This window comes from Candidatus Poribacteria bacterium (assembly GCA_021162805.1).
Lineage (GTDB): Bacteria > Poribacteria > WGA-4E > B28-G17 > B28-G17 > JAGGXZ01.
The window spans coordinates 22,910-46,556 of the sequence record JAGGXZ010000003.1 but is presented as its reverse complement, the minus strand read 5'-3'; the positions used below and the strand labels follow the sequence as shown (position 1 = coordinate 46,556).

Here is a 23,647-nt window from a genome sequence, read left to right as displayed (position 1 = left end):
TTTATCGTCATTTGTGGTTATCCTCATAATGACAGCGCAGCGAAATGACTCAATGACTACAAATGACCGTTAAAAGTTATAGCGGCTGCCCTGTCTTATCCTGAGCTCCCTCTCAAGCTCTATGAGGCGGGACTCTATCTTCGCCTTATCGATTCTTTCACCATCGAAGGCGATCTTCCTTATCGAGTCAGGGACCCTTTCCGGCACCATGAATCGCGAGTTCGCCTCCCTCAAAGCCAGCAGGGAGAGAAACTCATAGACCTGGGGCGAGTATCTGGGCACGAAATCCCTCGCTGCAGCCATAAGATCGTTTTGCATCACCTGCTTGTGCCCACTTGCCTGAGCGATCGTAAGGCTTCTACGAGCGATAAGCTCCAGATCGGCGCCCGTTATCTCCTCGGGGAAATCCCCGCCAGCTAGCTTATTGAGATCCAGATTATCGGCATGTGGGATTCTGTGTTTGGCGAACATCTTTCTGAGGATATCCGCCCTGTCCTTCCTGTGGGGGATCAGATATACAAGCTTATCGTCAAACCTGCCCGCCTTTCTGAAGCTGGGATCTATCAGATCCGGCCTGGACGTCGCTCCGACCCACAGAACCTTTCCCCTGTTTTGCGGGTTATCCATGAAGTTGAGCAGCTCTATGGGGAGTATTCTCTGAAACCCCGTGCCTCTCTCCAACGTGAATCTCTCCATTTCGTCGATGAAAACCACCACCGGGGCGAGGTTTCTTATCGTCGTCAAAGCCAGTGATAGATCCCTTTCATACATCCTCTCCCAGGTTTCAAAGGTTCCTGCCTGTTGGGCGAGCCATACCTCTCTGGCCGTCTTGAGCCTGACGCAGGTCAACCCGTTTATCCCCGCCATCGCCTCGACGGTCAGCGTTTTTCCCGTTCCGGGAGGACCTACCAGCAGAACTCCCATCGGTGTCTCGGGATCTCCCCTCATAAGCATCTCTATGACGGGCCTGAAATATCTCGATGCGTGATCTAATCCGCCCACGAACTGAAGGACGTTAGAGGGCCTTATCAGCTCCAATAACCCTCTGCTCCTGTAGAGGACGGACTCGTATTTGCGCTGAATGACTATCTCCTCCGTTATGGGCTTATTCACCTCTTCGGCTTTCAAGGCGAGATCGTGGATATCTATAAGCCTTAGTCCAGCTGTCATAGCGGCGAATTTCTCCGGCGACATGTTCCGTTCAAGCCGGAGCTTATTGACCAATTGCATCCTCGAATCCTTCTTTTCGGGCTCAGGGAGGTTCAGGAGGTGCTTTATGAATTCGAGCCTATCCTGATAATCCGGTAGGGGCACCTCCACGATGCGGATGTGCGTGTTGGTCGTTATCTGGGGTGAAACGTCAGCAAGGTTCTCGGCAACAAGCAGCACGATGCTACCGAGGAACTTCATCTCCAGGTCCATCGCCCATCGCTCGATCGTCTCGATGTTTACCAACGTCTCTTCGGGCAGGTCGACCGGATCGCCGTTGGGAGCGATCCTCTCCACGAAATAGATTATCACACCTATTCTCAACCCCGCCAGCCTCTGTCTGAGAAGCTGCTCCAGCCTAGGCAACGCATCCTCAGGCTCACGTGGTATACCGGCCTTCTTGATGTGAAGCTTTGAATTGATGGGAGGACGCTTGACCTCCGTTCCCTCCGGCAGTTTGATATCGAGTCCGAGCAGCTTTTGATACTCCGAACGGAGTCCCACGTTGGGGAATATCACACCCTGGGACCTATCGTATGCGACCACCACATCACAGCCGATATCGTTTAACTGTTCCATCAGGTAATCCAACATGGTGAGATATCCGAATATCGGATCTCTTGCGAGGTCCGTCACGTTGAAATGCAGCAGGAAGGTGTGAGCAACCCCGGCCTTATGCTCCTCGCGGATCTGACGCATGAAATCAGGCATTAGCCGTCACCCCCAGGAACCTTCTGACCTCTCTGACCGTCCTATCGGCGGCACCGAGGTTTGAGATAATCACCTCTCTGGCGATCCTGCCGATTCTATCCCTCTTTCGAGGCTCATCTATCAACGATGAGATGGTCGAGGCCATCTCATCGGCATCCTCGACCATTATCGCCCCGCCCCTCCTCAGCATTACCTTCGCCTCGAACGAATTGGCTATATAGGGGCCGAAGATAACGGGTTTGCCCATCACAGCGGGCTCCATCACGTTATGCACGTTGCCCCGAAAGCTTCCGCCCACAAACGCCACATCGCCCAGCTTGTAAAGCCCCGCCAACAGGCCGACCGTATCTATAACCAGCACGTTGAAGCTCGAGAGATCTGTTTCTTCGGTGATCTGGCTGAATCTCACATAGCTTAAACCGCCCTCATCCAGAAGCTCCTCTATCTCTCTCATCCTCTCCTCCGTCGGCTCGTGTGGCACCAGGATCAAGGTGAAGGGATGTTCCTCACTTTTTTCAGCTCGGATCTTCCTGTAGGCCTCCAGAAGCACCCTCTCACTCTGGGTATAGGTGCTTCCGGCCACCACCACAGGTCTCTTGATCCTATCTTGGTTCGGTATCAGCCCTCTCTCATCAACCCTCATCGCCCTGCGATATACCTGATCGAACCTGGTATCGCCCGTGACGAGAACACGGGATGGATCTCCACAGAGGCTCTCAAACCTCCTGGCATCGGCCTCCGATATGGCACAGTGCATGTCGATATATCTGTGTACGGCGCTGAAAAACGGCTTTGCGATCGGGGATATCCTCTTCGATTCGGCATGAAGCGTGCCGGCTATGAGGAGTATCGGAACCTTTCTTCTCGCTGCCTCCCAGACCAGATTCGGCCATATATCGAACTTGGAGAAGATAAGAAGATCCGGTTCTATCAGATCGAACATCCTTTGGGCGTTCCATTTGGTGTCGATCGGCAGGTATGAGGCCGCGTCCTTATGGGGATATCTCTCGACGTTCCCCTGAACGGAGGGGGAGAAGTACGTCAGCACGATGCGAGCCTCGTCCTTAATATCCTCTATCACCGGCTTGGCCTGTTCGAACTCGCCGACCGATGTGAAGTGGAACCAGATCGTCCTATCCATCCGCCGTCCCACTTCAAGCTGTCGTCTCAGCCGGTCGAATAGATCACGTCTTCCCTCAATTCCCTCCCGCACCTTTTCATCTCGGAGAGAACGGAGACGGAAATAGAGAAGAAGCATCGGAACGGCGAGCAGGTTGTAAGCTAATCTCCAGATCTCCGTCATGGGGTTCCATCATCCCCTTTTTCTATCTATAAGCAGTTCGCCGCCGGGGCCGACGTTTTCGGGCGGGTTTTCGTGTATGACTACAGTTATAACCTGTTTCGGCAGCCCGTAGACGGAACTGGCAACCTCGGCGATCTTCGCCACAAGCTCCCTCTTCTTATCGATGGATATTTTAGGACCTTCGATCATCACAAAGGGCATAACCCCCCTCCTTCCCAGTCCTCATCTTAATTTACTTTATCATAACGATATCCTTTTTTCAAGAGCGGAGGTGGTTTTACAACTGATAGCAGTATGATTTACTGCCGGCATATGGGCAATCCCCTGTGAGGACGCCATTGATCTTCCTATCGAAGTCAGGGTTTCGGCAAACCGAATTCCCGTGATTCTCCGCTGTTGACTACGGATCGTGTCGCTGGTATTATAAAAAGCGCAGATAAAACGATCAACAATCGGCTATCAAAGGCAGCTTGGAGGGGAGTTATAGGGTTCGCCACACGATGAACCCGGAAATCCGGATGACGGCGAAGCCAAACGACCTAATTGACTACAAATGACCATATATTGAGGAGGTCTGTGATGGGAGGATTGAAGCCGAAGGGACTGCGATGTGAGTATCGAATAGATCCGCTAGGCATAGATGTTCTCACTCCCCGACTCAGCTGGACGCTGGAGACGGTCGACCCGGCCAACAGGGGAGAACGTCAAACCGCCTACAGGATCCTCGTCGCCACCAACCGGGAAAAGCTGGACGGGGATAAAGGGGATCTGTGGGACACGGGGAAGGTCGAATCGGATGAGACAACACATATCGTCTACGCCGGCAAACCGCTGGGATCGGAAGTGGAGTGCTGGTGGAAGGTTCGGGTCTGGGATAAAAACGGCAACCCGTCCGAATGGAGCGAGCCGGCTCGATGGACGATGGGACTGCTGGATGAAGAGGATTGGAAGGCTAAATGGATCGGCTATGACGAGCCGGCCGAATGGGAGGAGAGGCTTTTAACCTTCGAGGGATGCCGCTGGATCTGGTTCCCCGAGGGCGATCCACGCCACGATGCACCCGTCGGGACGCGATATTTCCGTCGCACCTTCGAACTGCCCTCCGATCGTAAAATATCGAGAGCGCGGATCATCCTGACCGCCGACGACCAGTTCACGCTCTATGTGAACGGAGAGGAGATCGCTCGCAGCGATGGTCAGCCCGATGCATGGACGCGCCCGAAAATCCTTGAGATAACAGGCTCTCTGAAGGGCGGTCGAAACCTCCTAGCCGTTGAAGCCACCAACGAGGGCGGCCCGGCAGGCGTGCTGGGGAAGCTCGTGATCGAGTTCGAAACGGGTGAACCGGTGATAGTCGCCACGGACAAGGGATGGAAGACCGCCGCCGAAATGGAAGAGGGATGGTATCGGAGCGATTTCGACGACGAAGGCTGGGACGAGGCGCGTGAGATCGGCGGCCTCGGCTCCCCGCCGTGGTGCATCCCCGGCGGCATCGGCGTCCACGTCCCTCCCCCGCCGTTTCTGCGTAAAACCTTCACCCTCGACAAGTCGGTCAAACGGGCGATGCTCTACGTCAGCGCCCTGGGGAGCTGCGAGCTCCGCCTCAACGGACAGCGTGTCAGCGACGATTACTTCATCCCCGGCTGGTCCGATTTCCGAAAACGGGTCTACTACCGAGCCTATGAGGTCACCGATATGTTACGAAAGGGCGGAAACTGCATCGGCGCGATCCTGGCGGACGAGTGGTATGCCGGATACTGCGGCGGGTGGGGACAGCGTAACCGTTTCGGCGGTGAGCCGCGCCTGCTGGCACAACTGCAAATCGAGTTTGATGATGGGACGAGAGAGATTATCATCACGGATGGAAGCTGGAAAGCCGCTTACGGGCCGATCCTGGAGGCCGATTTCTACATGGGCGAGAGCTACGACGCACGGCGGGAGATGGATGGGTGGGATACGCCCGAATTCGATGACACCGATTGGAAGCCGGTCGTCCTGAGCGAGGATATAAACTTAAAGCTTACGGCGCATCCCGGGGAGCCGGTCCGCAAGGTGATGGAGATACCCGCCCAATCCGTCAATGAGATCAGACCGGGGACCTTCGTATTCGATATGGGGCAGAACATGGTCGGCGTGGCGAGGCTGAAGGTGAAGGGCGCTGAGCCGGGTAGAAAGATCGTCATGCGTTTCGCCGAGGTGCTCAACCCCGACGGAACGATCTACACGACCAACCTGCGGAAAGCCCGCGACATCGACACCTATATCTGCAGGGGAGATGATGAGGAGGTATGGGAACCCCGCTTCACCTTCAGGGGGTTCAGATATGTGGAGGTGACGGGATATCCCGGAGCACCTCCGCTGGACGCCGTGACGGGTATCGTGCTGCATTCGGGCTTCCCGATGACGGGGGAGTTTGAGTGTTCGCATCCCCTGGTCAATCGTTTGGTGGAGAACATCCGTTGGAGCCTCCGCGGCAACCATCTGGAGGTGCCGACGGATTGTCCCCAGCGGGATGAGAGACAGGGATGGACGGGAGACGCTCAGATATTCGTTCGTACTGCGAGCTGGCTGGCCGACATGGGGGCCTTCATGACGAAATGGCTGATAGATCTGAACGACGGACAGAGGGAGGATGGCGCCTATCCGGATGTGGCCCCTGTGACCGGAGCCGGCTTCGGAACGCCGGCCTGGGGCGATGCAGGTGTGGTTGTACCCCATACGCTCTATCAGTTCTACGGCGACATGAGGGCCATCGAGCGGTATTACGGGGAGATGGCCCGTTACGTGGATTATCTCGTTCAAAACAGTCAGGGATATCTGAGGCCGGAGATCGGCTACGGCGACTGGGTTCCGGCCGGCGCCAGCACCCCCAGAGATGTGCTCGCGACGGCGTATTTCGCATATGTGGTCAAGCTGATGTCGGAGATGGCGGGGGCGATCGGTCGGGAGGATGATTCGAAGCAATACGCCGAGCTGTTGGCGAAGATCAAAGAGGCCTTCAACCAAGCCTACGTGCAGCCCGATGGTAGAATTAAGGGCGAGACGCAGACGGTCTACGCGCTGGCGTTGGATCTGGATCTGCTGCCCGAGGATCTCCGCCCGCTCGCTCTCGAGCATTTAATCGCCGATATCGAGAGGCGAGGGTGGCATCTGTCGACCGGATTCGTCGGCACGCGGCATCTGATGCTCGCCCTGACGAAGTTCGGCCGAGCGGACGTCGCCTATCGGCTGCTGTTTCAGGAGAGTTTTCCTTCTTGGCTTTATATGATCCGAATGGGCGCTACGACGATGTGGGAGAGATGGGACGGATACACGGAGGAGAGAGGCTTCCAGACGCCCGACATGAACTCCTTCAACCACTACGCCTTCGGATGCGTGGGGGAGTGGCTCTTCGAGGCTGTTGCCGGCATAGAGCCACAGGAACCCGGCTTCAGGAGGGTGATCATCCGACCTCGCCTTGAAGGGGATATGAGGTTCGTTCGAGCGAGCTACAACTCCATCCGAGGCCGTATAGGCGTGGAATGGAACGTTGAGGGGGACAAACTGCACCTGTCGGTTGTGATCCCGGCCAACATTACCGCCGAGGTATATGTGCCCACAGAAGATCCGGCGACGGTAACGGAAAGCGGCAAGCCGGTCGATCAGGCGGATGGGGTGAAACTCCTGCGGTCAGAGGAGAACCTGGCGGTCTATGAGGTCGAGTCGGGCAGCTATCGCTTCACCGCCATGTTGCGCTGAATTCAGGTTTCTCCCGTTCCGGAGGGACAAGGTTCATTGAGTTCGTTGGGTTCCGTTGAAGGCTCATCCGGTAAACCCAACGAACCCTATAACCATTAAAAAGCAATAACGCTTGCGAGACAAGGAAGGGGATAAAGATGAGATTTACGGTGGAGGAGTTTCATGACCTCATCAAGCTCCTTGAGGAGAAACCGGAGTGGAGGGAGGAGCTCAGAAGGCTCGTTCTTACAGATGAGCTCTTGAAACTTCCCGAAGCCTTCAGGGAGCTCGTCGAAGTGCAGAGGAGAACCGAGGAGAGGATCGAGACGCTCACAGAGAGACTTGAAACCCTCGAAAGGAGGGTTGAGGAACTAGCTGAGGCTCAAAGAAAAACTGAGGAGAGGATCGGGGCGCTCACAGAGAGACTCGAAACGCTTGAAAGGAGGGTTGAGGAACTAGCCGAGGCTCAAAGAAGAACTGAGGAAAGGCTTGAATCGCTCGCAGAGAAGATTGAGACGCTTACGACGCATATGGATACCCTTGCCACGGCACATGGGAGACTTGAGGATAGGGTTGGAAAGATGATAGGGCAAATGCTGGAGCTGCTTTATGCGAAACGAGCGGGAGCCTACTTCGGAAGGTTCTTAAGGCGTGTTCAGGTGGTGGAAACCCATTCCCTCGAGGACAGATTGGAATCCGAACTCAGCCCGGGGGAGTTTAACGACCTGCTGCTCCTTGACCTCCTGGTAAAGGGCAGGTTACGTCACGCCGAAGATAGGGAGGTATGGCTGGCGGTGGAGATCTCAGCAACGGTGGATCGCACGGATGTGGAGAGAGCTGCAAGGAGAGCGAGGCTGTTGAGAAAGGCGGGATATCAGGCAATACCTGTGGCCGCGGGAGAAAAAACAACTTTGGGAGCGGAAGAGGCAGCGCGTTTGGAGAAGGTCGCCCTTATGCGTGACGGTGTGATCTCCTTCTGGGAGGAGGCCCTGAAAGCCTGGATAGATTCGTGCAGGAGGTGAGATCCGAATGCCGAAATTCGAACTCGTGTCCGATTTCGAACCTAAGGGGGATCAACCTCAGGCGATAGAAAGGCTGACCGAGGGCCTGCTTAAGGGATATAGATATCAGACTCTGCTGGGCGTGACGGGGTCAGGCAAGACCTTCACGATGGCCCATATCATTCAGAACGTCCAACGTCCGACGCTCGTCATCTCACACAACAAGACCCTTGCCGCTCAGCTTTACAGCGAGTTCAGGACCTTCTTCCCGAAAAACGCCGTCCGGTATTTTGTCAGCTATTATGATTACTACCAGCCCGAGGCTTATATCCCTCAGACGGACACCTACATAGAGAAGGACGCTAGGATAAACGAGGAGATAGATAAGCTCCGCCTGGCCGCCACCTCCGCCGTGCTTTCCAGAAAGGACGTGATCGTCGTCGCCAGCGTCTCGTGCATCTACGGAATCGGATCGCCCGATGAGTATTTCCAACAGCGGGTATCCATCAGGAAAGGCGATCTGGTCTCGCGCAGGGAGATAATGCGAGGATTGGTCAACATAAGATACGAGCGAAACGATATGGTCCTTCAACGGGGAACCTTCAGGGCGAGAGGCGATGTGATAGATATATATCCGGCATACGAGGATGTCGCATACAGGGTGGAGCTCTTCGACAACGAGGTGGAGAGGATAACCATGATAGATCCGCTGACGGGGGAGGTTCTGGAGGAGCTCGACTCAGTGGATATCTTCCCCGCAAGGCATTTCATGACCAGCCCCAAACGGTTCGAACAGGCGCTTTTGGACATCGAGGCCGAGCTTCAGGAGCGGATAGAGTATTTTCTCTCACGAGGGAAGCTGCTCGAGGCACAGAGGATCGAACAGCGAACGAGGTTCGATCTGGAGATGCTCAGACATACGGGCTACTGCAGAGGGATAGAGAACTACTCCAGACATTTCTCCGGAAGGAGGCCGGACGAACCTCCCTACTGCCTCATAAACTATTTCCCCGACGATTTTCTGGTCTTCATAGATGAATCACACGTGACCATACCTCAGCTTCGTGGGATGTATTACGGAGATAGAACCCGTAAGGAGACCCTGATCGAATATGGCTTCAGGTTGCCTTCAGCGTTGGACAACCGCCCTCTGAAGTTCGAGGAGTTCGAGGAGCTGATCAACCAGGCGATCTTCGTCTCAGCGACCCCTGGCAGGTTCGAACTCGAACGCAGCGAGCAGGTGGTCGAGCAGATCATCAGACCCACAGGTCTGGTCGACCCGAAGATCTCCGTCCATCCCGTGGAGGGCCAGATCGATCACCTGATAGGCAAGATCAGCGAGCGGGTAACCAAGGGACAGCGGGTGCTCGTGACCACCCTCACCAAACGGATGGCCGAGGATCTGACGGAATATCTGGCCGAGATGGGAATAAGGGCCAAGTATCTGCATTCCGAGATACACACGCTGGAACGGGCCGACATACTCAGAGAGCTGCGAGAGGGGAAGTTCGACGTGCTCGTCGGGGTTAACCTGCTGAGGGAAGGACTAGATTTGCCTGAGGTCTCTCTTGTGGCGATCCTCGATGCCGATAAACAGGGCTTCCTCCGATCGGAAACGTCGCTCATTCAAACGGCTGGACGGGCGGCCAGAAATGTCGACGGCGAGGTCATCCTCTACGCCGATCGGATCACCGACGCCATGAAAAAGGCCATAGATGAGACCGAGAGGAGACGCAGGATCCAGCTCGAGTATAACGAAAAACACGGTATAACTCCTGCCACGATCGAAAAGGCGATAAGGGATCTGATAGATATCGAGAGGGAGAAGGAGGTAAGCAGGGCCGAGCCAAAGGTTATCTCGGAGGTGCTCAGGGAGAAACCCGACGAGGAGCTATATGCTCCCCTGGAGGAGATGGATCCTGAAGAGGTGAAGCGGACGATAGAGGAGTTGGAAAGGGAGATGAGAGAGGCAGCGGAGAGGTTGGAGTTCGAAAAGGCCGCTGTTATCAGAGATCAGATAAAGGAGCTCAAGGGGAGATATGGCCTTTGAGGGGCTCGAGATGATCGAGTTGATGATCTTCGCCTTCATGGCCTTTTCAGATGTTTCAGAGCAACCAGCCTGCCCTGAGGTTTGGAAGGTAACGCGGCATGAGGGATGGGACGGAAGGGTTCCCTTTGTCAAAGATCCGATGCTCCTGAGATTGGTTGAGGATCCGAACTTCACACCCGATTGGGTCGAGGAGGCAAAGGCGGACGAAAAGGGATCGGAAGGAACGGGGTTAAAGCCTATATCCGCAGTATACGCAGAACTTCTCCTCGCCCTCCGAGGATAGGGCCTCATAGACGGGACGGAGGTAGGGTTCGTGATCGATCACACATCTGGGATTGCCGCACTTAACCTCCAACTCTATCCTCTCCCTCTCGACGGGGTTGAGCTCCAAGTGGGTATTTCCTGTCAGGGCCAAGATCAGCGCCATGCGGACGAAAAGCCCGTTTCGGGATTGCTCGAAATACATCGCCCTGCCGTCATCGTCCAGCTCATACGATAGCTCATTCACGCGGGGAAGGGGATGCATGATGATCATGTCGGGCTTCGAGCTACGGATCGAGTCGGGCGTGATGACGTAGCTGTCCTTGATCGCCTCATAATCCACGTCTTCTGGCAGTCGCTCCTTCTGAAGCCTGTTCACATAAAGCACATCCAGATCGGAGATCACCCCCTTAAGATCGCGGACGGTTTCGACCTCAGCTCCGTAGAGGATGCGGAGTCTCTCGATGACATGACGGGGCATCTCCAGCCCTTGAGGGGCGATATTGATGATCTTCCCTCCGAACATGGCTAGGCCGAGAGCGAGGGAATGTGGTGCCCGTCCATACCTCAGATCGCCACATATTCCGACGTTAAGCCCCTCGATCCTCCCCTTACATCTGGAGATGGTGTAAAGATCGAGGAGCGTCTGGGTGGGATGTTGATTGCTATCATCCCCGCCGTTTATGACCGGCACCTCCGAGTAATCGGCCATCACCTGTGCGGCACCTGCCAGGGGATGGCGGATGACGATCAGATCGGCGTAGTTGGAGACCATCCTGGCGGTGTCGGCTATCGTCTCGCCCTTAGCGGCGGATGAGACCTTGGCGTCAGCGAAGCCCAGAACCGATCCGCCGAGCCTCAACATGGCGCTTTCGAACGAAAGCCTCGTCCTGGTGCTCGGCTCATAAAACAGGGTCGCCAGTATCTTCCCCCTGCATTTCGACGCGAATAGATCTGGTCTGCTTTTGATATCATCGGTTAGCTCGAAGAGCCCCTCTATCTCCTCCCGTTTAAACCTATCGATGAATATGAAGTCACTCATTACCTTCCCTCTGTTCCCTCATCCTTCTTAGTCCATCCCTCAGCCAATCCTTCAGCATCTCCCTCCTTTCGGGACGGACCGGGTAGAAGTTATATAACGCTTCGATATCCTCCTTACCTCTCTCGACGTTCTCCCCCATCATCTCGAAGAAACGCAATAGCCTTTCGATGTCCGATTTATCGCCGACCTCCCCGTGGCCTGGCACCAGATACCTCACATCGAGCTCCATCATCCTCTCCAACCCTCTGATCCAATCGTCGAAGAGGGCATCCCCCAGGTATGGATGCTGTCCGATCGAGACGGCGTCGCCCGTGAAGAGCACCCTCTCCTGCGGCACATAGACGTAGCTGGTCCCCTCGCAATGACCGCCTATATGAACTACCTCCACCGTCACATCGCCGCACAGCAGCGAGAGCTTTTCGGAGAAGGTGATATCCGGCTCCTCAACTCTGATCTCCTCCAGCTCCTCCTTGACCTCCTCGTATTTCCACTCGAAGAAGTGTCTGAACAATTCCCTGAAGTTCTCCCTCACCTCGCTTAGTCCTTCGAGGCAGGATTCGTGCATTATGACCTTGCCGCCGAGGAGCCAATCGCCGATGGAGTGGTCGAAGTGGTGATCGGTGCTTATCACGTAGGCGATCTCGGCCTCCGTTATCGATCTGATCTTGGAGATCCAATCCCTGATATCCGGCGGGGACATCGGGCTTTCGACGCATATAACTCCCTTTTGCGTCAGGATGAAGCCGACGTTAGCGCCCTCATATTCGGTCTCCACCCATATGCGCTCAGTTATCCTCTTCATAACCTCCCCTCCACTCAAGTACGAGTCCACCGGAGCCGATCCTCATGGCGCCGAGGATGGCGCGATGGATGTATCTTTTGGCCAAATTCACGCTTTCAATCGGTTCGTATCCCATGGCCAGATATGCCGTGATGGCGGATGAGAGGGTGCAGCCCGCCCCATGTAATCTATCGGTTTTCACCCTATTCGATCTGATCTCGTGGAACTCCGCGCCATCGTATAGGATATCCACGGCATCTCCGTTCTGCCCTTCCCCCAGATGTCCGCCCTTTATGAGGACGAATTTAGGGCCGAGGATCTTTATCCTCTCGGCCGCCGATCTCATATCGTCGATGGATCTGATCCTCACGCCGCTCAGAACCTCGGCCTCAAGGAGATTCGGCGTGACGATCGTCGCCATCGGCAGAAGTTTATCGACGAGCGTCCTTTCGGCATCCCGGCTCAGGAGCCTATCCCCGCTTGTGGCGACCATCACCGGATCAACCACCAGCTTTGTGATCCCATACTGGCCTATCTTCCCGACGACCGTCTCGATCGTCTCAGCCCGTGAGAGCATTCCAGTCTTGGCCGCGTCGACCGGTATGTCGCTTAGGACAGCGTCGAACTGTAAGGCGATGAAGTGGGGAGGGAGGTCATATATCGACAAGACCTCCTTGGTGTTCTGAGCGGTGAGCGAGGTGATCACCGAGCAGCCGAAGACGCCGATGGAGGCGAAGGTCTTCAGATCGGCCTGTATTCCCGCCCCGCCACCTGAGTCAGATCCGGCTATCGTCATGGCGACGGGCGGTCTTCTCAGCTCACCCCGAAGCATTTCGGATAGACCCTTTTCACCTTTTTTCGCTTCTGATAGTTTCGGGCCAGTTCCAGGAAAATGCTGAGATCCCTCTCCAGATCGGTCAGCGTGCCGTCGAAGTAGAAGTTCTTTATGGGGATGTTGTCGTGATCGCGGCTGAGATGCGGGTATACCGCTTCGGAGGCGATGCCGTTCATGCAGGTAAAGGGGCTGATATCGATTATGCCGTCGGCGCCCTTGCGATAGAGATATACGGCCTTGCCGACGCTGAGAACCATCTCGCCCAAGGCGCCGTCCACAGGCAGATATGGCAGTCCTGCCTCCAGGATCACGTTGATGTCATCCGGCTCCTCATAGCCGCGCAGATCCTCCTTAAAAGGCTCAAGCAGGAGATGCTCATCCCGGCGTTGTATCCGTGCCTTTATCTTCTCTATGATCATATCCACCGAGAACCTCTTGCCCGCGTCGATTATCCTCTTGATCGTCTCCCTGTTCGTATACCATATCCACTCAGACACATCCGACAGCCAGCATTCTCCGCCCAACTCCTCAACTTTTCGTATCAGATCCTCGTTGCTCAGCACGTTCATCCTACAGAATATCTCGCCCACGACGCCGATGAGCGGCCTTTCGGGATCGTATATGGCCGGAATGGCTCTGAACTCATCTCTGATCTGTTCCATTGTCTGCCTGAGCAGGTTGAATTTCTCCTTGAGCGGTATCCTCTGCTCTAACACCTTACATATAAGCTCGGTTCCCCTTTCGAAGACCTCATCTGTATCGCCCTTGTTTACCTCGTATGGCCTGGTTCTGTGAAGCATCTTCATGAGCGTATCCGAAGCGACGACCGCCCACCATGCCGTTCGGATCAGCTCGGTCGACGCCTCCGCTATTCCCCTGTATCCGTCCTTGCTCGATGGCGATACGATCAGCACATCCCTGTAACCTAGATCGTCCAGTATCTTCTTGACGAGGACCCTGTACTGTCCGAACCTGCACGGCCCGCCGGCCGTCGGCATGAAAAAGGCGACCTTGCCGGGGTCCACGCCCTCCTCCATCAGAACCTTGAGAAGTCCGCCCAGCGTGATCTTCTCCGGAAGACACTCATCGCCGGAGAGATACCTTCCGGCGAGGTCTATGGCCTTCCTCGTGTCGTCGGGCGACACATCGGCATCTATCCCGGCGGATCTCAAAACGGCCGCCAATGCTCTCGATCCTGGGTAGTTCATCTGAGGGATATAGACCTTACGCCTTCTGAGCTCGGCCCTCTGCTCGGCCAGCATCCTCTTCCGTAGAAGCTTCTCCAATCTCTTCTCCTCTCTGGACAGCTTAGCCATTATGAAATCCTCCTCTAGCTGAAATCATAGGAGAAGTAGAGCATGATTCCCTTTTCCCTAACATACCTCTGAACCTGAGGTGGTGCCTGGTAGACGACCAAAACCCTGATCTGATCCTCCCCAAGAAATCGCTTCAATCCCTCACACCTTTTGATAAATCCATCCACATCCCTTTTTCTCAGTTGGCTCTTCGCCTCCCCTATGATGACGAACTCCTTACTATCTTTGACCGCCCTGCCGAGTATGTTGATCTCGACGTATCTATCGGGTGCGATCTCGATATAATCCCTCTTCAGTCTCCCTACGAGCTTGGCTCCCAGATCCCTTCCCAACAGCTTCGGCAAAGCTTTGAACGCTTCGTCCTCCAGCCTGTATCCCACCGTGTGAGCGAGTCCTCCCAATTGCCTTCTCGTCTCCCTTTGGGCTGCTGCCAGCTTTCTCAGCTCCTCCTCAGTCCTTCTTTGAGCTTCGGCTAATTCCTCGACCTTCCGATCGGTTCTCTTCTGCGCCTCCGCCAGCGCATCCACTCTTGCAGCAAGGTTTTCTAATCTCTCCTCAGTTTTCCTCTGTGCCTCCGCCAGCTCCTCAACCCTTTGTTCAGTCCTCCTCTGCGCTTCAGCCAGCGTATCCACTCTTGCAGCCAGTTCCTCCAGCCTCTCCTCAGTTTTCCTCTGTGCCTCCGCCAGTTCTCCAATGCTTTGCTCTATCCTATCCAATCTGCCGAGGCTCTGCCTATGAGATTCTATCAGCTTCTCGAAACCCTCTCTCAATCTGAGAAGCTCCGACTCATATAGATCGCCTATCACCCTGGCTATAGCCCTAGCAGCTTGTTCACCCAGAGCATCTTTCAGCTCGTCGTAAATCTTCAGCGTATTCATGACCTATCTCACGCCACCTTCTCCCTGGCCCACCATCTCAGGAATCCCTTACTATCCAGATATGCCTCGATCCTTGTGATTATCCCGGCATCGTTGGCGTGCTCATCCAACTGAAGGGTGAGATATGGTTTACCTGAGGCGTCGAAGACGAAGTGTTTGATATATGAATCCGGACCACACTTGAAATTGGTGATGTAGATCAAATGCAGATTCTGGCGATCCCGAACGAATTTGGCAGCCTGCAGTATCCTACGCCCGTAGTTCCAGTACATGTTATCGTTGACGTCGCTTATGTCTATCCCCTTAAGCGGCAGGGCATCATACGGGATGACGTTTACGCCGTAGTAATCGCGGAGCTTCCTGGGCACGTCCAGGTTGATGCCGCTGTCGTTGATGTTATAAGGCCTGCCTATCAGGATGATGCCGAGCTCACCTGTCTCCTCCAGCTTCTCGATCGCTTCGATTCCGATCTTGAGGAGGTCCTCTTCGAATCTGCGCTGAGCCTCATATGCGGCCTCGACCGCTCTGTCGGATCGCCTACGCGATATCTTGAACCGGCGCGATAAACCCTCGTATATCTCCCTCTTCACCTTCTCCATTCCGTCGCGGAAATGTATCCTGGGCCTCAGTATCATCTCCTCCCTGCCCTCCATAAGGGGCGAATGGCCGATGACATAGGTCATCGTCTGACCCCAGGGACAGAGATGGGAGTTGACCTCTGGAAACTCCGTTTCGACGTTGATGACGTTGGGGATTAGGACGAAATCCACACCCTTATCCAGAAGATCAGCCACATGGCCATGGGCGACCTTGATCGGGAAACAGGGCTCAGCTACGGCGGAATCCACCCCGGCCTTGGTGATCTTCCTGTTGGTGGGATCAGAGATAACCGGGTTAAGGCCGAGCTCATCTAACAGCTTGGCCCAGAAGGGGAACCTGTCGTAGAAATACATGGCCCTTGGGAATCCGATTTTAGCTCCATCATGTTTATCCGGCTCATATTCGCGGAGGAGCAGCTCCTGCCGCGCTTTCATTATATCGGGGATAACCGGCTCGCGTTCGCTCTTGATGTGTTTCCTGTATCTATCGGAACACTTATCGCCCCAATAAGTCACCTCGTTCTCGACCTTAAACTGCTGGATCTCGCAGAAATTCGAGCATCCCCTACAGGTGAACACCCTCAGCTCATATTTCACCTTGCTCAGATCAAACCCCCTGAACTTCGTCTCAGTCTTGAAGGCCTTGACCTTCTCCATCGCCAGGAGCGCCGCGCCGATGGCGCCTATGACGCCGTTATACGGTGGGACGATGATCTCCTTATCCAGTAGGGTGGCGAAGGCGGCCGCGACCGAATCGTTATAGGCCGTTCCGCCCTGGAAGAAGATCCTATCCCCTATCTTCCGACCTCGAACGACTCGGTTCAGGTAGTTTATGGCGATCGAATAGGCCAATCCGGCGCAGAGATCCTCCTTCGTCGCCCCCCGCTGTAGATACGGCCCGATCTCCTTCTCCATGAAGACGGTGCACCTTTCTCCGAGCCTGATAGGGGATTTAGAGCTGAGGGCCAGCTGGGCGAACTCCCCAACGATGTTTATGCCCATCCTCTCAGCCTGTTCCTCAAGGAACGAGCCCGTCCCGGCGGCGCATGCCTCGTTCATGGTGAAATCGACGACTATCCCCTCCTGGATGCTGATGAACTTGGAATCCTGTCCTCCGATCTCGAATATGGTATCCGGCGTGCGGTTTATCAGCCTCTCCCCGACGAAGGTCGCCCCCGTTTTGTGCGCCGTGATCTCGTCCTTGATGATATCGGCCCCTATGAGCTTTCCGATCAACTCCCTGCCCGATCCGGTCGTTCCCACACCTCTGATCCTGATTTTATCCCCTATCTTCCTCTCGATCTCCCTCAGTCCCTCACTGACAACCTCTATCGGTCTGGACTGGGTCCGGGTGTAGATCTCCATGATCAGATCGCCGTTTTCATCCAGTACGGCGAAGTTGGTGCTTACCGATCCGACGTCCACTCCCAGATAGGCGTCCACGGGCAAACTCTTGCCCTCAAAGGAGTACGGTTTGACCCTATCCCTCAGCAGGATAACCTTTTCCATCGATAGCGGGGGCATGGTGGGGAAATCGGAACGCTGTTTTCTTGAGTGAAATTCCAGGGTCTCAATTCCCCTAAGCTCCGTCTTCTCCTCGTTCTCCGCTTCGATCAGAGCGGCTCCGATCGCTCCCATCCAGGCGTAATATTCGGGCACGAAGAACTCCTCGTCCGAAAGCTTGAACGCCTCCTTCATAGCGAGGGCGACGCCCTTATTCGCTGCGACCCCTCCTATAAAGATCACCTTCGGGATCACCTTTTTGCCCTTGACTATAGTCCCTTTGAAATTACGCACCACCGCCTCACATAGCCCTTTAAGGATCTCAGGGGGCTGATATCCCCTCTGCTGAGCGTGGATCATATCCGATTTGGCGAACACCGAGCATCTTCCGGCTATGGTGGGAGGCTTTCCGGCCTTGAGGACGATATCTCCGACCTCTTCGACGTCATATTTGAGCCTGGATGCCTGTTGATCTATGAAAGATCCGGTTCCGGCCGCACACTCTCCGTTCTTCTCGTAATCCAAGATCCCTATCCTGCCGAAGGAGTCACGATCTATAAGTATATACTTCGATATGTCACCCCCCATCTCGAAAATCGTTCTAACCTCAGGGTAGAGCATGCCGACTCCCACGGCTACAGCTTTGAAATCGTTCTCCACGGGGGCGTTCAGCAGATCAGCCACCAGCTTTGCAGCTACTCCTGTCACCCTTACCCCCTGAATTTCGGGGATGAGCTTATATATCTCATCAAGTATTTCAAACGTTACCTTAAGCGGTTCCCCCTTTATCCTCCGGTAGGATGATATCAAAATTGGTCTGTCGATAAAGGAGTTATTCACCAAGGAAAGGTTATAGCTGTTTTCATCGATCTTTCTAAATAGCTCCCGATCCTCCTTATCTCCTACAACGGCAACTTTGACGCTTATCGACCCCACGTCGATTCCAAGGTTAACCATCTTCACACCTGTCCGATCAGATTTCCTCTGGTCATAGCAAAGGATACACTATTTCATTGTGAAAGTCAACCCGCCAGCCCGCTCAGAGGGTTTCTATTGACATACATAGCGGTCGATCGGCGGGAAGCCCTCGGTTAAAGCCTCGACCAGCCTCTTCGCCCCCTTTCTCACCTCATCGCTTAGCGGGCCGCTATATTGAACGATTTGGCCTGGATTCCGATGAGGAACACCTTACCGACAGACTGTCTCAGCCATTTAAGGAGGAAGGAGATTGGGATGGAATGGGTGCTAGCGAAGATCGTATCGGCATATTCCGGTTCGATCTCCCTGAACTCCCCGGGTTCGATCCCCATCTCCGCGGCGTCCACCAGAACCACGAGTTCAGGATCGAGCCTTTCGATCTTGCCGATGAAATTCTCGGGCGCTGTCCCGCATCGGAATCCGATCCAGCCGTTTTCCCCGTCTATCAGTTTGGCCACATAGAGCCCAACGGCGTCGTCGCCGCCGAGTTCGTTCCCTATGCCAATCAGCACCTTCATCCCGTGATCTTCCCCCTCAGATCAGAAATGAAGCTCTCAAGCCTATTCATCTGTGAGGGGCGACGCAGCAGATCATCCTTCTCCTGAGCGTAGAGTCTGACCTTACCGATCAGCTCGGCGCCGTAATGTCTGAGCCATGTGGAGAAGATCTTATCATGCGTTTCGAAACCTCCTCCGGTCGCGACGCTTATCAGTGCCACCTTCTTACCCCTGAACGGGGGATCGGTATGGGCATATACGGCGTGGGATCTGTCTATGAAATCCTTCATCACGCCGGGCGGGCTATGCCAGTAGACCGGATCGCCGATTATGATCAGGTCGGAATTAAGCCATTCATCGAAGACGAGCTGAAACTCGTCGTCATCGATGACACATCTCATCAGCTTCATGCACTCCCTGCATCCGATACAATGTTTTATGTTGTAATCCGCCACCCTGATGAACCTAGTTTCCCCCAGATCTTCGAGCATCTGAAGGGCTTTCCGGACCGCCGTGTCGGAGTTGCCGCCCTCCCTGGGGCTTCCCGAAACACCGAGTATCCTCATTTTCGATCACCTCCCAGATGCATCTACTTGCCCATCCAGCCTTTCGATTATCTCCGCGTTCTGCCTCAAATGCTCATGTTCGGTAGGCCCGATCGTCATGGCGTCGACACATTTGAGGTTCAGGACGTATTTGATCGCCTTTTCGGGATCGGATGCGAGCGGACCGCAGCCGAGAACTTTCATGGCGTATATTCCCTTGCCGGCGTTATGGGCTCTCTCCAGTACCGGGATCACCTGCTCGGGCGGGGCATCCATCCTGATCCCGGCATAGTTGATCCTGACCAGTATGACGTCCACCCACGGCTCAGAGGCGGCGGTTTTCAGGGCGTCGAGCCCGTGCGATGAGATCCCAACAGCCCTCACCAAGCCCTTCTCCTTGGCCTCAGCCAAGGCGTCCATCGCTCCCCTACAGCTTACGTTCCAGTCGCCGGAACTCTTGGCATGAAGCAGGACGATATCCACGTAATCCGTCCCGATCTCCCTGAGAAACCTCTCCACATCCCGACTGCATGCATCGTGATCTCGAGAGGTGGTCTTGCTCGTTATGACTATATCCTCCCTATCTATACCTTTCAGCGCTTCCCTGGCGTGTTTGTGCGATCCGTATTGATCGGCCATGTCCCAGAAATTGATGCCCAGATCGTAACCGAGCTTAAGGAGATCGACCAGCCAGTCGAAACCCCTTCTGGTCTGATCGGAGTTATATCCCCATCCGTTAGTCCCCGTGCCGATCGCCAACCTTGAAACGGCCAATCCCGTTTTTCCTAGCGGAACCCTTCGCATCGTGTACCCCCTCCGCTGTTTTTCCCCGACATGGGAAATTATAACATCGGGATTCGGCTCCGCGCAAACACTAATTAAGCTCTCGGTGTTCAGCGCATTAACACAAGGGAAATAAAAGCGAAGGAAATTTCCCCTTCCCTTTCTCGTTCGACTGTGATATGCTTTAAAGCCTGATGCTCGAAGTTGCTTATCGAGGAGGACGAAATCATGGCCTTTCCGGAGAAACGACCACCGAGAGGTAGTTTCCCCAGGCCGGCGGATGGGGAAAGGGTGGGGATCAACCCTCCAGGATTCTGCTGGTGGCGCGCGGAGGGGGCGCGAAGCTATCGGTTCGAAATACGGAACTCTGATGGAAGAACGATCTATCAGGCCGATAACCTGATCGATCCGGTTCACGTGCCGGATCGGATATTTCCGCCGGGTGAGTATAGCTGGCAGGTTTCGGCGATAGATGAATCCGGCAATACTCTGGACATATGGGGGCCAAAGTCCTTTTCCATCGCCGAAGATGTTCCCCAACAGCCGTGGATACCGGCTGACGAGCTCCTCAAGCGGGTTCCATCCGAACATCCCAGGGTGATATTTCTCAAATCCGATCTGGATCGCCTTCGCGAAAGCGCCAAGGACACGCGTAAGGAACCCATTGAGGCCCTGATCTCACATGCCGAAAGATGCTTATCGCTTGATCCGCCCGAGGAACCCACCTACGATCGGATAGATGATCCTGCTGAACGCAGAATGGCCTATGTCTACGCCTTCCGCGATTTCCGCAGGGTGATAAATAACGGTATGGAACCGCTGGCCTTAGCATATCTATTCACCGGAGATCGCAGATATGGCGAGGCTGCACTCAAAATATTGATTCAGGTGGCTAAGTGGGATCCTGAGGGGATCTCGTCCATCCTGGCGCCGTATGGTGATGAGATAGGGCTGAGCCTGGTCAAAACCGGTGCCCACTGTTACGATTGGCTCTACGACCTGATGAATGAGTCGGAGAGGGAACTTGTGCGGCGGATGTTAATAGCCAGGGGGAACCAGATGTTGCGGCGTCTGAAGGATCGTTGCGATTTCCTCGCCTTTCCCGAGGAGAGCCATGCTGGGAGATTGCCCGGGTATCTGTGTGAACATGCCATCGCTTTGGCGGAGGAGCCGGAGGCGCGGGCGTGGCTGGATTACGCTCTGCGGGCGATCTACACCGTCTTTCCCCATTGGGGCGGACATGATGGGGGATGGGCTGAGGGGATCGGATACGGGCGGGCCTACAACTCCATCCTACTCCCACCCTTTGAGGCGGTGCGGTCCGCTCTGGGCATCAACCTCTGGCAACGCCCCTTCTTCCGAAAGGTGAGGCGCTTTTTCTTCTACTGCACCTCGCCCATCGGGGAGATCACCCCCTTCGGCGACGGAGGCACAACTGGCTCTCCGAGAGGCGGAGCACCGCTCATGATCCATCACGCCCAGCTCTTCAAAGATCCGGCCTGCAGATGGTGGGCTCAGGTGGCCGATCCGAACGCCCGGAGATCGGCGAGCCTGATCAATCTGATCCTGCCCGACGAGGTGAAGCCGAAGCCTCCTACGGATATGCCTCCCGACGCCGTCTTCAGAGGCGTGGGATGGGCAGCGCTGCATAGCGACATAGCCGATCCGGAGAACGATACGTTCGTGCTTTTCAAATCGTCTCCCTACGGCTCCGTCAGCCACAGCCACGCCGATCAGAACTGTTTCTGCATTCTTAAGGGCGGCAAAGCCCTCGCCACATCCTCCGGATATTACGGCCCCGCATATGGGATGCCACACCACGTCAAATGGACGCGTCAGACCAAAGCCCACTGCGGGATCCTGGTGGATGGGGAGGGTCAGATCTCTCGCTCGGCCGAGGCACGCGGGAGGATCATCGTCTTCGATACGTACAGCCATTGCGGATTCGTCTGCGGCGATGCGACGGAGGCATATGGGGGAAAACTGACGAAGTTCCTGAGATATATCTTCCTCGTCCGCCCTGGACTCGTCTGCATTATCGACGAGCTCGTCGCCCCGAAACCCTCCACCTTCCAATGGCTGCTACATGCCTTCGAGCCGTTCGAGATGGATGAGGATGGTCAGAGCGTGACCTCCAGACGTAAGGGAGCGAAGATGAGGATATGGCTTTACACCCCAGGGGGATTCAGCTTCTCATATACGGATCAGTTCGAGACCCCTTACAATGAGGGAATTCCATCGAAGTATCATAGGAGTATGCCGAACCATTATCACTTCAAAGCCTCCACCCGTCGGAGGTCCGAATCTCAGAGGATAGCCGCCTTCGCGCTCGTCGAAGGTCCGGGGGAGAAATTCGATGGAGGACCGATCGAGCTCGAACCGGGTTGGGCCGGCGTAGAGATCAAATTTCCGGGGGCGATCGTGAGAGCTTCATCCGTAATTGAACCTGAGGCGTTATCGCCCGATGAGGATCCGGATGTGATCCTGAGGATAAGATGGACCCCCGATGAAGGCAGGGAGAGGTTTTTTAGGGTCAAATCGTTAAGGTGAAAGATGAAGATCGAAATAGCTAAAAACGCAGGATACTGTTATGGCGTGCGAAGGGCCTTCTCGCTCGTGGAGAAAGCCGTCCGGGAACATGACGGAGAAGGCCCTTTTTACACCTTAGGTCCGATCATCCACAACCCTCAGGCCGTCGAGATGCTGAAGAGGGAGAAAGGAGTTTATCCGATATCAAACCTGGATGAAGTGGACAGGGGCGTGTTAATCGTCCGGTCTCACGGGGTTCCGCCGGAGCTCATCGATAGGGCGCTGAAGAGAGGGTTAAAGGTGGTAGATGCAACCTGCCCTTTTGTCAAACGCGCTCAGAGCAAAGCGAAGGAACTGGCCGATGAGGGATATCAGGTGGTGATACTCGGTGAGAAGGAGCACCCCGAGGTGATAGGGATCATAGCGCATGCCGGTGGGAAAGCATACGTCATCGAGAATCTAGAGGATGTTGAGGGGCTGCCGGAGATGAAAAGGGTGGGGGTTGTCTTCCAAACGACTCAGGAGCTGGAAAGCTTCGGCGAGATATTGACTAAGCTTCTGCTCAAATCGGACGAGATGAAGGTTCATAACACCATCTGTCACGCCATAAGAAACCAGCAGACGGCGGCCCGTGATCTGGCTCGGAGAGCCGATCTGATGTTGGTAGTGGGCGGTCGAAACAGCGGCAACACGAGAAGGCTGTTACAGATCTGTCGGGATGCGGGCTCCAGGGCGTATCACATAGAGACAGCGGATGAGATCGATCCCAAATGGCTTGAGGGTGCGGAATTGGTGGGGATCGCCGCAGGGGCTTCCACGCCCGATTTCATCATCCAGGGCGTCGTCGAAAGGTTGAGAGGTCTGAGCGTCCGCGATTAACAGCCTTATGTCGATCTCACCGCTGACGACGACATACACGATCACATCGAGGTCGGAACAGGACTTGTCGATTTCGATGATCTGTTCTCCGGTTTGGTATCGGCCAGATATAAGGGCGCCCTCTGTCTTGAGCTTAATCCGGATCTGGTTTCACCTGAGGGGATCCGACGTAGTATGGAACGACTCCGGCGTTCCATGAGCTTGTTTGCCGATCAGCGGTTTGTTATAAT

Annotated in this window: 18 protein-coding genes; 6 read left to right on the top strand and 12 right to left on the bottom strand. The window is 55.0% G+C overall.

Annotated elements, in window-relative coordinates:
- Window positions 1–69: 69 nt before the first annotated feature.
- From J7M22_00425 to J7M22_00415, 3 genes are read right to left on the bottom strand one after another with little or no spacing between them, the layout of a single operon-like run.
- Complete coding sequence (locus J7M22_00425; GenBank protein ID MCD6505062.1) at window positions 70–1,920, bottom strand: ATP-binding protein; 1,851 nt, start codon at window positions 1,918–1,920, stop codon at window positions 70–72.
- Entirely contained in the window at window positions 1,913–3,223 is a 1,311-nt protein-coding gene (locus J7M22_00420) for a hypothetical protein (GenBank protein MCD6505061.1), read from the bottom strand. The genes J7M22_00425 and J7M22_00420 overlap by 8 nt, the downstream gene beginning before the upstream one ends.
- A gap of 9 nt (window positions 3,224–3,232) precedes the next feature.
- On the bottom strand, window positions 3,233–3,424 hold the full coding sequence (locus J7M22_00415; protein MCD6505060.1) for a 4-oxalocrotonate tautomerase family protein: 192 nt from the start codon (window positions 3,422–3,424) through the stop codon (window positions 3,233–3,235).
- A gap of 378 nt (window positions 3,425–3,802) precedes the next feature.
- Between J7M22_00415 and J7M22_00410 the strand changes: the two genes are divergently transcribed.
- The 4 genes from J7M22_00410 (at window position 3,803) to J7M22_00395 (ending at window position 10,274) form a co-directional block, all read left to right on the top strand.
- The gene (locus J7M22_00410; protein MCD6505059.1) at window positions 3,803–6,961 is read left to right on the top strand and encodes a family 78 glycoside hydrolase catalytic domain; all 3,159 of its coding nucleotides are present in this window, start codon (window positions 3,803–3,805) and stop codon (window positions 6,959–6,961) included.
- 137 nt (window positions 6,962–7,098) lie between these two features.
- Window positions 7,099–7,962, top strand: a complete 864-nt coding sequence (locus J7M22_00405; GenBank protein ID MCD6505058.1) for a hypothetical protein — start codon at window positions 7,099–7,101, stop codon at window positions 7,960–7,962.
- A gap of 7 nt (window positions 7,963–7,969) precedes the next feature.
- The gene (gene uvrB, locus J7M22_00400) at window positions 7,970–9,991 is read left to right on the top strand and encodes an excinuclease ABC subunit UvrB (GenBank protein MCD6505057.1); all 2,022 of its coding nucleotides are present in this window, start codon (window positions 7,970–7,972) and stop codon (window positions 9,989–9,991) included.
- A 10-nt stretch (window positions 9,992–10,001) separates the two neighbouring features.
- Window positions 10,002–10,274, top strand: coding sequence for a hypothetical protein (locus J7M22_00395; GenBank protein MCD6505056.1), 273 nt, complete (start codon window positions 10,002–10,004; stop codon window positions 10,272–10,274).
- On the opposite strand, the gene pyrB is transcribed toward J7M22_00395, so the two are convergent.
- The 9 genes from pyrB to J7M22_00350 all read right to left on the bottom strand — a co-directional run bounded on the left by pyrB (window position 10,221) and on the right by J7M22_00350 (window position 20,030).
- Window positions 10,221–11,294, bottom strand: coding sequence for an aspartate carbamoyltransferase (gene pyrB, locus J7M22_00390; GenBank protein ID MCD6505055.1), 1,074 nt, complete (start codon window positions 11,292–11,294; stop codon window positions 10,221–10,223). The two genes, J7M22_00395 and pyrB, sit on opposite strands and share 54 nt — an antisense overlap.
- A complete protein-coding gene (locus tag J7M22_00385; protein ID MCD6505054.1) occupies window positions 11,287–12,096 on the bottom strand; it encodes an MBL fold metallo-hydrolase in 810 nt (269 codons plus the stop codon). The genes pyrB and J7M22_00385 overlap by 8 nt, the downstream gene beginning before the upstream one ends.
- Window positions 12,080–12,907, bottom strand: coding sequence for a bifunctional hydroxymethylpyrimidine kinase/phosphomethylpyrimidine kinase (gene thiD, locus J7M22_00380; GenBank protein MCD6505053.1), 828 nt, complete (start codon window positions 12,905–12,907; stop codon window positions 12,080–12,082). Before thiD ends, J7M22_00385 begins: the two co-directional genes overlap by 17 nt.
- The gene (locus J7M22_00375) at window positions 12,889–14,226 is read right to left on the bottom strand and encodes a hypothetical protein (GenBank protein MCD6505052.1); all 1,338 of its coding nucleotides are present in this window, start codon (window positions 14,224–14,226) and stop codon (window positions 12,889–12,891) included. Before J7M22_00375 ends, thiD begins: the two co-directional genes overlap by 19 nt.
- A 14-nt stretch (window positions 14,227–14,240) precedes the next feature.
- Entirely contained in the window at window positions 14,241–15,104 is an 864-nt protein-coding gene (locus J7M22_00370; GenBank protein MCD6505051.1) for a chordopoxvirus fusion protein, read from the bottom strand.
- An 8-nt stretch (window positions 15,105–15,112) separates the two neighbouring features.
- The gene (locus J7M22_00365; protein MCD6505050.1) at window positions 15,113–18,163 is read right to left on the bottom strand and encodes a hypothetical protein; all 3,051 of its coding nucleotides are present in this window, start codon (window positions 18,161–18,163) and stop codon (window positions 15,113–15,115) included.
- A gap of 179 nt (window positions 18,164–18,342) precedes the next feature.
- Window positions 18,343–18,702, bottom strand: a complete 360-nt coding sequence (locus J7M22_00360; GenBank protein MCD6505049.1) for a hydrogenase 3 maturation endopeptidase HyCI — start codon at window positions 18,700–18,702, stop codon at window positions 18,343–18,345.
- Entirely contained in the window at window positions 18,699–19,247 is a 549-nt protein-coding gene (locus tag J7M22_00355; protein MCD6505048.1) for a flavodoxin family protein, read from the bottom strand. Before J7M22_00355 ends, J7M22_00360 begins: the two co-directional genes overlap by 4 nt.
- A 6-nt stretch (window positions 19,248–19,253) precedes the next feature.
- Window positions 19,254–20,030: an aldo/keto reductase gene (locus J7M22_00350; protein ID MCD6505047.1), complete on the bottom strand. Its 777-nt coding sequence runs from the start codon at window positions 20,028–20,030 to the stop codon at window positions 19,254–19,256.
- 207 nt (window positions 20,031–20,237) lie between these two features.
- On the opposite strand from J7M22_00350, the gene J7M22_00345 reads away from it, so the two are divergent.
- Together J7M22_00345 and J7M22_00340 are read left to right on the top strand one after the other, a co-directional pair.
- The gene (locus J7M22_00345; GenBank protein MCD6505046.1) at window positions 20,238–22,559 is read left to right on the top strand and encodes a DUF4962 domain-containing protein; all 2,322 of its coding nucleotides are present in this window, start codon (window positions 20,238–20,240) and stop codon (window positions 22,557–22,559) included.
- A 3-nt stretch (window positions 22,560–22,562) separates the two neighbouring features.
- Window positions 22,563–23,417 (top strand): 4-hydroxy-3-methylbut-2-enyl diphosphate reductase, encoded by an 855-nt coding sequence (locus J7M22_00340; GenBank protein MCD6505045.1) that lies wholly within the window; start codon window positions 22,563–22,565, stop codon window positions 23,415–23,417.
- Window positions 23,418–23,647: the final 230 nt, after the last annotated feature.

Bases quoted from the DNA above. Each gene is read 5' to 3' on its own strand.
- J7M22_00425 (MCD6505062.1), bottom strand. From the start codon at position 1,920: ATGCCTGATTTCATGCGTCAGATCCGCGAGGAGCATAAGGCCGGGGTT.
- J7M22_00420 (MCD6505061.1), bottom strand. From the start codon at position 3,223: ATGACGGAGATCTGGAGATTAGCTTACAACCTGCTCGCCGTTCCGATG.
- J7M22_00415 (MCD6505060.1), bottom strand. From the start codon at position 3,424: ATGCCCTTTGTGATGATCGAAGGTCCTAAAATATCCATCGATAAGAAG.
- J7M22_00410 (MCD6505059.1), top strand. From the start codon at position 3,803: ATGGGAGGATTGAAGCCGAAGGGACTGCGATGTGAGTATCGAATAGAT.
- J7M22_00405 (MCD6505058.1), top strand. From the start codon at position 7,099: ATGAGATTTACGGTGGAGGAGTTTCATGACCTCATCAAGCTCCTTGAG.
- uvrB (MCD6505057.1), top strand. From the start codon at position 7,970: ATGCCGAAATTCGAACTCGTGTCCGATTTCGAACCTAAGGGGGATCAA.
- J7M22_00395 (MCD6505056.1), top strand. From the start codon at position 10,002: ATGATCGAGTTGATGATCTTCGCCTTCATGGCCTTTTCAGATGTTTCA.
- pyrB (MCD6505055.1), bottom strand. From the start codon at position 11,294: ATGAGTGACTTCATATTCATCGATAGGTTTAAACGGGAGGAGATAGAG.
- J7M22_00385 (MCD6505054.1), bottom strand. From the start codon at position 12,096: ATGAAGAGGATAACTGAGCGCATATGGGTGGAGACCGAATATGAGGGC.
- thiD (MCD6505053.1), bottom strand. From the start codon at position 12,907: ATGCTTCGGGGTGAGCTGAGAAGACCGCCCGTCGCCATGACGATAGCC.
- J7M22_00375 (MCD6505052.1), bottom strand. From the start codon at position 14,226: ATGGCTAAGCTGTCCAGAGAGGAGAAGAGATTGGAGAAGCTTCTACGG.
- J7M22_00370 (MCD6505051.1), bottom strand. From the start codon at position 15,104: ATGAATACGCTGAAGATTTACGACGAGCTGAAAGATGCTCTGGGTGAA.
- J7M22_00365 (MCD6505050.1), bottom strand. From the start codon at position 18,163: ATGGTTAACCTTGGAATCGACGTGGGGTCGATAAGCGTCAAAGTTGCC.
- J7M22_00360 (MCD6505049.1), bottom strand. From the start codon at position 18,702: ATGAAGGTGCTGATTGGCATAGGGAACGAACTCGGCGGCGACGACGCC.
- J7M22_00355 (MCD6505048.1), bottom strand. From the start codon at position 19,247: ATGAGGATACTCGGTGTTTCGGGAAGCCCCAGGGAGGGCGGCAACTCC.
- J7M22_00350 (MCD6505047.1), bottom strand. From the start codon at position 20,030: ATGCGAAGGGTTCCGCTAGGAAAAACGGGATTGGCCGTTTCAAGGTTG.
- J7M22_00345 (MCD6505046.1), top strand. From the start codon at position 20,238: ATGGCCTTTCCGGAGAAACGACCACCGAGAGGTAGTTTCCCCAGGCCG.
- J7M22_00340 (MCD6505045.1), top strand. From the start codon at position 22,563: ATGAAGATCGAAATAGCTAAAAACGCAGGATACTGTTATGGCGTGCGA.